Origin of the sequence: Shewanella sp. BF02_Schw (assembly GCF_014596695.2) — a bacterium.
Lineage (GTDB): Bacteria > Pseudomonadota > Gammaproteobacteria > Enterobacterales > Shewanellaceae > Shewanella.
Genome location: NZ_JABKAW020000001.1, coordinates 1,867,887 through 1,880,021 on the forward strand (window position 1 = coordinate 1,867,887; position 12,135 = coordinate 1,880,021).

Genomic DNA, 12,135 nt, shown 5'->3' on the forward strand with positions numbered 1-12,135 from the left:
TTGTGAGACCTATTAGGGCCGATATTGATGTTATGGCACTTTTAATGTCGCTCATCCCTTCTGGATAGCGCTAAGATCAATCAAGATATGATCAGATCAAAAACCACAAAATAAGCAATAAAACGATACATAAAACCACAGAATCTAGAAGCTGCGGTGCTTTAATTAGATACAAGATGTCATCGATTTTCGATAACAATTTAATCCATCTGGGTCGATATTGATCCAATACGTTAACTCGTTTATCTATCGCTTTGGCCGCTCTTCTGCCACTTTCAACAGCACCTTCAATACTCCAGACTTGAGCCTGAGTCTTAGTGTGGGCTCCGGCCAAGAATAGATTAAACACTGGCGTTTTTTGAGATGGCATAAATGCTTGAGTGTTGGTGGTGTTTACCCACTTTGGCTGTAGCGGCGTTATTCCATCACGGGAAAAGTGCCATTCATGCCACACTTCAACTTTTTCAATTGTAAAATCTTTCAACTCTTTGCCGTCATTCGCTTGTTTAATCAATTGATTTAGTGCACCGCAACTCAAGATTTGAGCCTTCACTTCTTCGATAAATTCTTCTTTGGTGCAGAGATTGACGGGCTTATGGAATATCCTCCCAGGGAAGCCGCCAATACAAGACGTGCCAGTCCAAAGAGATTTGATGTTTTGCCCCAAATCCACATCCTTGTCCCAAACTTGTTCTTCGGCGAACACGGTCAAATTAAATTCTGAATCACTGATCACCGCTGCAGTCCGCTTTCGAGGAAGTTTGATTTCGTCTGAAAATGCTAACCGAAAAGAGACTTGAGTGTGTGGGCCGTCTTGAACAAGCGGTGTAAACAATTTTAATTCTTCTTGCCGCTCAAGCGCGGGAGTTTTACTTAAAATATCAACCATCAAGTAAGGATTGATGGCCACAACATAAATATCGCCTTTGATCTCCTCATCACCGACAAAAGCGGAGACTATTTTGCTGCCGTCGAACACTAATTTGGTGAGCGGTTTCTGCCAATAGAATTTCACGCCCTTGTGTTCAAGGTATTTAACCCAGGGATTGAACCAGTATTCACTACTGGGCCCTTTTAGGAGTAGCCAACCGTCTCCGGCACCTTGCTGCCATGCGGGTCCATCTTGATCAGATTTATGCTGGTGCGCGGGCTTTGTCGTAAATTGCTTTCTAAAAAAATCCCCTGCGGTGTGCAGTGACACGTTGGACCAATCAGAGCCAATCCAAGGACCGAAACAAGAACGCCACGCGTTATAACTTTGCACGCTAAGCATAGGTTTCCAAGCTTGAGCCGCATTCACCTTGGCATATACCACATGGCTTCGATGATTTGAGGTCCAAGTCTTTAACATTAAATAGCACGCTCTGGTAAACTCCCAATTGCTCATGCCAAACATCTTGTTAATACTTTTAAATCCCTCATCGTAAAATTGCGCCTGACCAGCATCAGGGAATATGCCAAAATCAATGGGCCGAGACAGGGCTAAATCATAAACGCTGCCCTCTTCATTGAATGGAATTTTTTTCATCAAATCAAAAACATTATGGTACCAAGGTCCCATGCCATGCCAAGAATACTCGGTCGGTATATTGTCGTGACTAAGGCGTGAACTTCTAAAGAATCCCCCCGGCTCATCAGCCGTTTCATAAACTGAAACAAGATACCCCAGTTCGGCCAGCTCATGTGCGGCGCTTAATCCGGCAATGCCAGCCCCAAATATAACGACAGATTTCATTATTTATCTCCATGATTAAAGTTCGTCCTAGGGAGTGAGCCCCTACACAGCTGCATTCAGGCTGTCTCGGGCAGTTAGCACTAGAAGGTAGTATTGGGTTATTTTCATCCGTGGTTGTGGTTTTTTGGCTCGATAGGGTTATGTCGTAAAAATAGGATCTCAACAAGCAGAATAACCAACATGACAACACCAGCGACACCTAACACCAATGGATCGCTGTTTATCTTGATCCAGACAAAACCGGCTAGAACGATCAAGTCAAGGATAATCGCGACCATAGGGAATGCGCGTTTAGCACCGACTTCGTCTCGCAGGTGACGTAAAACACCCCAGTGGATCGCCATGTCCATAATCAAATAAAAGATGATACCCATGGCCGCAATCCGCGTCAGGTCAAAAAATATGGTCAACAGCAAACCTAAAATGACGGTATAAACCAGGGTGTGCTTTTGGATGCTACCGGGCATGCCAAAATGGCTGTGGGGAACGAGTTTCATATCAGTCAGCATTGCCAACATCCGCGAAACCGCAAATATACTGGCAATAACACCGCCTGCTGTTGCTATCATGGCCAAAACAACCGTAAACCAGACCGCGTATTCGCCCAGTGCAGGCTTTGCGGCTGCAGCCAACGAGTAATTTCTTGTTTCGATGATTTGCACTAGTGATAAGTTACTTGCGACGCCAAAACCGACGAGCGTATAAATTACCACACAAAGACCGATGGAGATCATGATAGCTCGGCCCACATTTCTGTGAGGGTCAGTAAGCTCTGAACCACTATTGGTAATGGTGGTAAAACCCTTAAAGGCCAAAATACCCAGCGCGGTTGCACCAATAAAACCAGCTATTGTTGCACCAGAAGTTGAGGCGTCTGGACTGACTGTTGAGAAATCGACTTCAACCGTGCCAGCAACCATTACGCCAACGATACCGAACAAAACGATACCGCCAATCTTAATAAAGCCGAGCACCGACGCGACACCTTCGATCATCTTGTTGGCGGATAAATTGATCAGAAACGCCACCAGCAATAATCCAGCACCCAGTGTTGGCACTAACACGCTGCTATCATCGATACCAAACAGCTGTAATGTATAAGTCCCAAAGGTACGCGCCAGAAAACTCTGGGCAATCACCATAGAAAAATACATCAACAGGGAATGAAAGGCGGTTGTCACCGTGCTGCCATAGGCTTTTTTTAGGTACATGGCAATCCCACCGGCGGAAGGATAAGCATTGGACAATTTTACGTAAGAGTATGCGCTGAATAACACAACCACCGCAGCCGAAAGAAAAGCCAGCGGGAAAAGACTTCCGGTCATCTGGGCCATCTGCCCTGTCAAAGCAAATATGCCAGCACCAATCATAACGCCGGTGCCAAGCGCAACCGCACCAACTAATGTCAGACTATCTTTTTGATAATGTGACTTTTTATCTTCATGGTCATGCATACGCCCTCCGTGATTTGTCTTTTATATAAGCAACTTTTTATTCTGCTATCCTAAAGTGCCTGTTTCAACAACGAGAAAGCGAACACACCAAGTTTCATCATCGAAATAAACGTCTTTGATATGACCAATGTTGCCATCTGTAGCACTGATGACATAGTCCTCTATATTGTTAACGGTGCGTAAAATAAACACCGTCTCCTTCGAATGTTAAATGTACCAACATGAGAGCGATACAGAACGATTAAAAGGTAAAAGCGGCAACGCTGTCTGTACGCTATCAAACGTTGGTGTCATTTTCATGCGATTGACGAACCGCTCTGTGTCTATGTATCCGAGTTAGATGCCAAATCAGGACTATTGATGAATGTGTTAACGCACGGACACCAGACCGAAAGCTATTCACCGTAGAAGAACCGTCGGCGATCTTGCCGACGGTTAGAAAAATGCTGGAACAGGATATGAATACAGTCATTAAACCTTCGTTTTAGCGTTCGGTCTGACTTTGGCGTTGCTGCCGTGTAGTTGCTGCTGTGTAGTTGCATGGCGCGGGCTGACAGCGTGTCTCAGGAGATGACCTACTTCAGTGTCGCTTGCAGGGTAATATCCTCAACACCGGCAAGAGCCTTCGATACCGGGCAGTCACACTTTGCCGCAGCCGCAATCTCCTGAAATTTCGCCTCGTCGATGCCCGCAACCTCTGCGCTCATCGTCAACGCGATGCGGTCTATAACAAAACCTTCGCCTTGTTTAGCGAGACGAACGCTGGCCTTAGTGTCGATATTGGCAGTGGCAAACCCGGCCTTATCACAGGCGAATGAAAACGCCATCGTAAAACACGCGGCATGGGCTGCGGCTAGTATCTCTTCAGGGTTAGTGCCACTTCGGTCATCCTCGAAGCGACTACCGAAGCCGTAAGGATATTGCTTCAGTGCACCGGTCTCGGTACTTATTTTACCTTGGCCTTTCTTACCTTGACCTTGCCACTGGATAGTTGCTATTTTTTCAATCATGGTCTGTCTCCTAAATATCAAATTTCTCAAGAAGGATTTCACTTTTTGACAGTAATGGTAATTATTCCCTTGTTATTAAAGCATTTATAGCTTATCTGATTACCATAAGCCGGTTGTCACAAACAGATGTAATCTGGTCAGTTTCGGCGCTAAGGATTGGGTAAACTGAGACGACTTATACTTTCAATGTATGTCAGTCTGGACTTGGCCATAGGTATTCGTCTGTGCGATATCCAACAGATGTGACGGCTGCAAAGGCGCTAATCTGATTACGTAAAATAGCGCTGGGTCGTTGCAGAACCTCATGTTCCAATCGAAGACATGCTTCTCAACTTCACCTCTGTACACTTTCGTTTCAGCACCAACTTGCCTCATCTGTTGGATGCTTCAAAAGCTCTTCAATATTAGCAAGAATTACGCCGAAACCTATGTTGCCATACAATGTTTGACGCCCACCATCAAGGACATATGAAGGACTACCGTTAATGCCTTGACTCTTTGATTTTTGATAATCACCCATTAAAGATGCCATAGCAGAACCATCACCAATACTGGTATTGATGGTGTTTAGGTCTAGTCCATTGGCGTTAACTAAATCACAGAGGACTTCAAGGTTGCCAATATCCAAGCCATCAACAAAAAATGCGGTTCGAAATATTAGCGCCATATCGATACTTTTCTTTTTATCATAAGTAATCTCTACCGCTTTAAGCATCAAATGCGCATTGGCTGAAGTAGTGGGTCTAACTTGCGTCCATACTTTTGGGTTTATATAGGCATATTCAAAGGCAGATGCTGACTGTTGTATGTGCTCAGCAAAGCCAATAAACCCGCCTTTTGATTGCCATTGAGTGTTTATTTTTGTCGGTACATCACCAAAAACGTCAACGTAGTAACATTTAAGTTCGATTTTATGCCCCAATTTTTTATTAAGTTCATCAACACGTTTCTGAGCAATCCAAGCCCAGACACAAAGAATGTCAGTGTAATAATCTATGATTAAGGTTTTATCCATTTGGCATGTCACTCCTTCATCTGAGGATCTTTAATCGCACGGTACGATAACGTCAGAACTTCAAATCATGTCATCAGCCAATCTGACTGTCTGTGCGACTGCGTACATACACTTATTTACAGGCATTTATACGCCATTGTATGTATACAAGCGTGTAGATAAACGGCACAACTTTGTCATCTATTGAGCCATACTCAATAGATGACATAGTGCTGAAAAAGGAAGTGTTTTTGTCGCGACTGTCGATAAACTTGTTAGCAAGTTCAACCAAACAAATACTACTATATTTGTCCTTACAGGCATCAATACTCGAAGTTTTAACCGGCGTAAAACCAATGAGGTGGTAAACAGCAAACAAAGTGAGTAATGCCCTCGATGAGTGCGATAAGTGCGACAAGTGCGACAAGTGCGATGAGTGCGATGAGCAACGAAGTTAACGGGCGGAGAGCATAAAAAAGCCATTCAATGGCTTAATAAATCAGCGATTTCCCTAGCGGTAAAACGCCGTTTTATTGGTGTTTTCATAGCGCTATTGGCTGCCGTAATCATAATTAATAGGTTGTGCCATGTTATCGTGATGTTATTACACCCAACCGTTCATGTAGATACATACAAGCTATGGTAAATTTACACCCACCTTGCAATTGCTAGTATCTTGTTGTTTTAATTGGGTAAACCTATCACGGCCTATGACAGAGAAAAACTGAAATTGAAACCAAGGCATCATCTATGCGAAAGCAAATCGCACTCAGATAGCACGTGAACAGGCCAATTTAAACACGTTTCCTGCGGATCTACAGTCGGTGTCTATTTTTATGTACGGATCGCCTGGGGCCGGCAAAACAAAAGCTTCAAAAACGTTTATTGACATGTTTGATGATACGGGAACTATTAGGCTGGCCCCAAATCAGCTAAGAGTCTTTTTTCAAGAGTACACTGGTCAAAATTCATGCCTATTTCAGAAAGCTGTCAGCTTTATTATTGAGCGCCCCCTAGTTTGCCACGACAGGCAGTCGCTCAGGTGGTAGAGATGCTCTGGGCCAAGTAAGGCGCCGTTCGGCTCGCCGGGTGGGCGGCCACTGCATGGGGCGTGCCAGCGACCACTATAGCGCCTCCCTTGTCACCGCCTTCAGGGCCGATGTCAATAACCCAGTCGGCGGCGGCAACCACGTCCATGTCGTGTTCGACCACGATCACGGTATTGCCGGCATCGACAAGCCGGTTGAGCTGGGCGAGCAGCAATAGCACGTCGGCAGGATGCAGCCCTGTTGTGGGCTCGTCGAGAATGTACAGCGTATGGCCGCGGCGTGCCCGCTGCAGCTCGGTCGCGAGCTTGATGCGTTGCGCCTCTCCTCCGGAAAGCTCGGTGGCGGGTTGGCCGAGTCGTAGGTAGCCGAGCCCCACCTCACTAAGGGTTTTAAGGCTGCGCAACGCCGAGGGTACATCGGCGAGAAACACCATTGCCGCATCCACTGTAAGCCCAAGCACCTCGGCTATATTCTTGTTACAGTATGTCACCTCGAGGGTCTCAGGGTTGTACCGCGTGCCACCGCAGTCGGGACAGGGCGAGTAACTGCCAGGTAAAAAAAGCAGACCGACCGCCACAAATCCCTCGCCAAGGCAGGTCTCGCAGCGGCCACCCGGCACGTTGAACGAGAACCGGCTAGCGCCGAACTTTCGGCTCCGAGCCTCGGGGGTCGCGGCGAATGTGGTGCGCACGGCATCGAACAGGCCTGTATAGGTGGCGAGGTTGGACCGCGGTGTGCGACCGATTGGTTTCTGGTCAACGCGCACCAGTCGATCGATCAGATCCGCGCCGTTTATCGCTTCAACCGTGGTGATGTCGACGGGTTTAGGCTCGGGTTGTTCATCCTTATCCCCGGCCACCGAGGCTGTGGATGCGTTCCCGTCACTGGGATCCAGATCAGGATGAAGGTGCAGGCCAACAGTCTCGGCAAGCACCTGGCTCACTAGAGTGGACTTGCCTGAGCCCGATACACCCGTGACCGCGGTCAGTATGCCGAGCGGAAACTCAGCGTCGAGTCCGCGTAGGTTATGGCGGGTGATACCCGTCAGGCCAAGCCAACCGAGCGGTTGTCGCAGCTCGCGTGCAGCCGGGACTGGACGCTCGCTTGCAAAGAGAAATTTTCGCGTGACCGAGGCAGGTACATCTTTGAGTCCAGCCGTAGGTCCACTGTAGAGGACCACTCCGCCCTGCTCTCCCGCATGCGGGCCGACGTCGATGACCCAGTCGGCGCGGCGTACCACGTCCATATTGTGTTCCACGATAAAAACGGAGTTACCACTAGATTTGAGCTCGTCGAGTACGGCTAGGAGCGGCTCGGCATCGGCCGGGTGCAGACCAGCGGAAGGCTCGTCGAGTACGTAGATTACGCCAAAAAGCCCAGAGCGCAGCTGGGTGGCTATGCGCAGCCGCTGCATTTCACCAGGAGAGAGCGTGGGTGTTGCGCGGCCTAGACTTAGGTATCCGAGGCCGAGATCGAGCAGCACGTCGAGGCGGCGAGTGAGATCCTTGGTGATAGTCGCACCTGGGGTATTGGCGGCCGCCGGACGGTCAAGCACGTGGCGGAGCTCGGTGAGCGACAAGCTGTTGAGCTCGGCTATGGTGCGGCCGTTAAAGGTAACGGCGAGTGCTTCGCTGCGCAGTCCGCTGCCCGCGCATATTAAGCATGGTCCAGATTCAACATATTTCAGTACACGGTTACGCACCGAAGCGCTTTTTGAATCGGCGAGCGTGTGCATCACATAACTCTGCGCGCTCCAGAACTTCCCCTTGTAAGGCCGGGGCCGTTCTCGCTCCGGCATGATGTCGACCACGGGTTGTTCCTCGGTGAACAAGATCCAATCGCGATCGGCGCGGGACAGCTGTTCCCAAGGTATGTCCACATCATGGCCGAGCGCAGTGAGGATGTCGCGCAAGTTCTTACCCTGCCACGCCCCAGGCCAAGCCGTGACGGCGCCTTCGCGAATGCTCAGTGAAGGGTCGAGCACCAGCGATGCCTCGGTGACTGTGTGCGCGGTTCCGAGTCCCTGGCATTTAGGGCAAGCGCCCATGGCGGTGTTGGGTGAAAAGGAGTCCGACTCGAGACGCAAAGCTCCATCAGGGTAAATACCTGTACGAGAATAAAGCATCCGCAGAGAATTCGAGAGAGTGGTGACTGTGCCTACACTTGAGCGTGAGTTGGGTGTACCTCGGCGCTGCTGGAGAGCGACGGCTGGCGGCAATCCAGTAATTTCGTCCACCTGAGGCGTATGGCCTTGCTGGATCAGACGCCGGGCGTACGGCGCGACGGATTCGAAGAAACGTCGCTGGGCCTCAGCGAAAATGGTGCCAAAAGCGAGCGAGGATTTGCCAGAGCCGGACACCCCTGTGAAAGCAACTATCGAGTCCCGGGGTAGATCCACGTCAACGTTCTGCAGGTTATTTTCTCGGGCGCCGCGCACGCGCACAAACCCCGCGGGTATGGAGTGCGAAACTGATGTTGGTGTTGGGGTGTGGCTACTGAAAGTGTCAACTGGCAAATCAAGGCTGCCACTATTCTTTTCTTTATTCATGCTAAAAGACCCCTTAGGTTAATTCTTGTCTAGATGTGCAGGATATGATGGGACGTGCAGAATATGATTGCTTCTACTGGCATTAATGCGCAATTCTCAGCCTATGATGCCATTTATTTCATGGCACAATAATAACAATAATCAAGCCATAAATGGCCTAGTTTACTCAGTCAGGATGAACAGAGTTCATGGTATGTTCTTAACCAAGAGCTTAAGATCACTATCTCCATCAAAATATTCCAATTAAAATATGCCACCCATTTTTAAGGTAACACATAACGCCTTTCGTTTTTGAGTTGCCAACACTTGCTATGATTTTCTTAACGTACAGATTCAACCGAGTGATTTGAAAAATGTTTACTCAATAGCCACAAAATGACTCATTAGTTAAAACCAAGGCAACAGAAAAGCTTGATATCAATCAAGTAGAAAATAGTTTGTGGGATTCAGAAGTGATTGTTTACGCACACAACCCGCGCTGGCAATTTTACAACGCCTTGTCGTCGTTTTCGGTCTAAATGCTGGTAATGTCTTTTAATATGGGCAAAGCCCCCTACTTCTTCTTTGAATAAGGCGCCAAGCTCTATTATGATTTTTAAGCAGTAATATTCAATCTATTAAAAATAAATGGCGCCATGGTTATCCGCCAGTATTTCGGGTTATCAGCATCAACTCTGTCAACAGGGATGCCACCCATTTTTATAATGCGGAACCCATAAAATAGGCTCCGTTCTTAAAAAATAGTAATTCTACAACCGCAACGATACTTTGGAATGACTTCAACCTAACCCCTAAATAATATCAAATCTAAATCAAACTGCATTTATAGTCTGACACTGCAATTGACCATTGTATTTAGCATTAAAAAAGCCAAATGGTGAGTTAACTTCTTCAATAACATAATCATCTAAGTCGTATGTATTGACCGTCTCTATCGAAGTATTCTTATCCAATGACTTATTGTCTATTCTATTGTAATTGAAAGTTATATTTTGGAATAATTCGTCTAGAGATGTATGATCACTTTTAGTTCGCAGTATCAATATTTTTCTATTTTGGAAGAAAAATCTTAATTGGTTGTTACCCGCCAGAACAGCACTACAAGTCTGTATTAATCCATCATCGAATTGGCTTATAATCTTATTTTTTCTAGCGGTACTTTTGGCCAACATCCAAGCATTGATATATGAGTAAATAGCTGGTTCAGCGCAATAATATTGACCGTCATACGTAATGGTATAGCCGATATCAGTATTAAGCATTTTTACTTGATGCTGTTCACAGGCTAGTCCTTGATTAAACCATGCATTAGCCACAGTTTTACTATTTTCACTATGTTTAATTAACCAGTTACTGACTGATAATGAATGACCAAATTGGTTATTTTTTAACGCGATTAATGACATATCACTGAGTGCTTTCTCATTTTTAGGATTAATGCTCAATGCCTTGATTAAATACTCATAAGCATCTTGTACTTTGCCCTGTGGATAAGCCGCTATAGCCGATTTTATTTGATTTTTTTCTACTTTATTTAATTGTTGTGAACTTGGAGGCGTAAGCCACTTTTGTACAGTTAACTTACTTTCTTGGGGAATATGACTATTTATCTCAGCCGATGCTGTATCGGTATATCGATAGAACCAATCCAATGGTGTTTCTTCTGTCATTGGGTAATTATGATGGTTCTCAGCTTTCATATAAGTTGCAGCACCATTGTCTATTAATAACTTAATAAAATCAGGAGAAGCATACCTTACCGCATAATGAAGAGCCGTCATTTTGAAGGTGCTTAACGCGTAATAACAAGTATCATCAGGTATTGTGGTATTGGCGACGGTATTAGCCCCGTGTTGAATAAGCAACTTGGCGGACTCTAATAAGTTATATTGAGCCGCGTACATCAAAGGTGTTTTACCAAATGCATTACTGTGATTGGGACTTATGCCCTGTTGCAATAGATATTCTAATACTTCAGGTTGGTTTATCGCTAGGTTTAAAATACTTTCTTGTGCTTCTTGCGAATAGTAAGTTTTTGCGATGCTATCGATATCAATAGCACTAAATTCAATTGTTTTTATGGTATCTAACGATTGTTTGGTAATAATTGCATTTCTTAGATTGAACTCACCTGCGGAAAATTCAGGGTTATACATATAGAACCCAAAACCTGCACTAATTGCTGATGTTAATGCAAGCTCAGCCATTTCATCGGATTGTTGTTTATACCAATGATTCGCCTGTTGATAAAATTGCGAAAGCGATTTTATCGAGATAGCTAACTGATGTTTATAGCCATTAAATGCTTTTTGCTCAGCGACACCGGTTAATGACCACCTTTCTAAATCGGTTATCATTTTAGAATAATTACCGTGACTATTTTTACTTTCTCTACTTTCGCCCCTCATTGCCCAGGGGCGAGTTAATGTCAAACTCAGTTTATGCTTAATGGCATTTCCCCAACGCCAACGAGTATTCATTCGCCCACATGAAGAGCCACTACCTTGACTTAAAGCCAGAGTCGATTGATACAAATCATCAAAACTTTTCATCGCGCTGAAATAGCTATGCACTTTGTTGAATGGCACTACTGTTGCTGTTAAGTTTATTTCGCAAGCTGGTGCCCATGTTGCGTTTGGGCTAAGACGATAAACAAATAACTGGCCTATATCAGCGCCATAATGTCCTAAAACAAACATATACGGGATATTTGTGCCCGACTGTGCGTATGTATAACCATAGCTCATTGCGGGTGGTGCGTTTTTGGCTAGTGCTGCAATTTGCTTGGCGGTTAACTCAATGAATGATGAAGTAGACACTAGCGATTGCTGCCTCTCACACGCTCCACTGCAGCCACTATGCAAATAATTATAGAGATAGAATTCTTTACCGTAAGCATACAGGCTTGTTAAAGAGTCTCCTCCTAATATTGTCCAATCTAGTATTTCTCCCGTATTTACATAGCCATGCCCTCTAACGCCATAAGCTGCGCCCCAATCGATATCTGAGTAGAATTTTGATTGTGCATCTTCCAACAAGGATTGACATGCAGGATCATTATCTGTGATTAAACTCGGCTTATTCCAAGCTGAGGTTACTTTTACAAAGGGTGTTTTCTCAGAAGATAAAGAGTGACAAGAAAAAACAATTAAGCAGAGGGTTAATAAGCAACGTAACATTAATATCATCCATAATATTCAATACAACCAATTGGATGTCATCCTAAAGATGATAAACAGTAATAACAATATTTATTTTCAAATAGATAGCATGTGCATTGACACATAGACTTTGGGTTTTAGCTAATAAAATTAATCGTGACACCTGCAGTTAATCTGTAATTCA

8 protein-coding genes are annotated in these 12,135 nt (G+C 45.5%); 1 reads left to right on the forward strand and 7 read right to left on the reverse strand.

Annotated features, from left to right (window positions below; translation table 11 throughout):
- Positions 1-91: 91 nt before the first annotated feature.
- The 5 genes from HNW13_RS08230 to HNW13_RS08250 all read right to left on the reverse strand — a co-directional run bounded on the left by HNW13_RS08230 (position 92) and on the right by HNW13_RS08250 (position 5,214).
- Complete coding sequence (locus tag HNW13_RS08230) at positions 92-1,735, reverse strand: FAD-dependent oxidoreductase (protein ID WP_192114789.1); 1,644 nt, start codon at positions 1,733-1,735, stop codon at positions 92-94.
- Between the two features lie 104 nt (positions 1,736-1,839).
- Positions 1,840-3,189 carry an APC family permease gene (locus HNW13_RS08235; RefSeq protein ID WP_192114788.1) on the reverse strand — a complete coding sequence of 450 codons (1,350 nt, stop codon included), beginning with the start codon at positions 3,187-3,189 and terminating at the stop codon, positions 1,840-1,842.
- Between the two features lie 45 nt (positions 3,190-3,234).
- Entirely contained in the window at positions 3,235-3,381 is a 147-nt protein-coding gene (locus tag HNW13_RS23630) for a PRC-barrel domain-containing protein (protein ID WP_254439893.1), read from the reverse strand.
- A 383-nt stretch (positions 3,382-3,764) separates the two neighbouring features.
- On the reverse strand, positions 3,765-4,199 hold the full coding sequence (locus HNW13_RS08245; protein ID WP_123777477.1) for an OsmC family peroxiredoxin: 435 nt from the start codon (positions 4,197-4,199) through the stop codon (positions 3,765-3,767).
- A gap of 355 nt (positions 4,200-4,554) precedes the next feature.
- Positions 4,555-5,214: a DsbA family protein gene (locus HNW13_RS08250; protein ID WP_192114787.1), complete on the reverse strand. Its 660-nt coding sequence runs from the start codon at positions 5,212-5,214 to the stop codon at positions 4,555-4,557.
- A 752-nt stretch (positions 5,215-5,966) separates the two neighbouring features.
- On the opposite strand from HNW13_RS08250, the gene HNW13_RS08255 reads away from it, so the two are divergent.
- Positions 5,967-6,242, forward strand: coding sequence for a zeta toxin family protein (locus tag HNW13_RS08255; protein ID WP_347813081.1), 276 nt, complete (start codon positions 5,967-5,969; stop codon positions 6,240-6,242).
- Here the strand turns inward: HNW13_RS08255 and HNW13_RS08260 are convergent.
- Positions 6,232-8,790: an excinuclease ABC subunit UvrA gene (locus HNW13_RS08260; RefSeq protein WP_192114785.1), complete on the reverse strand. Its 2,559-nt coding sequence runs from the start codon at positions 8,788-8,790 to the stop codon at positions 6,232-6,234. The two genes, HNW13_RS08255 and HNW13_RS08260, sit on opposite strands and share 11 nt — an antisense overlap.
- An 812-nt stretch (positions 8,791-9,602) precedes the next feature.
- Positions 9,603-11,969 carry an ankyrin repeat domain-containing protein gene (locus HNW13_RS08265; RefSeq protein WP_192114784.1) on the reverse strand — a complete coding sequence of 789 codons (2,367 nt, stop codon included), beginning with the start codon at positions 11,967-11,969 and terminating at the stop codon, positions 9,603-9,605.
- Positions 11,970-12,135 lie beyond the last annotated feature (166 nt).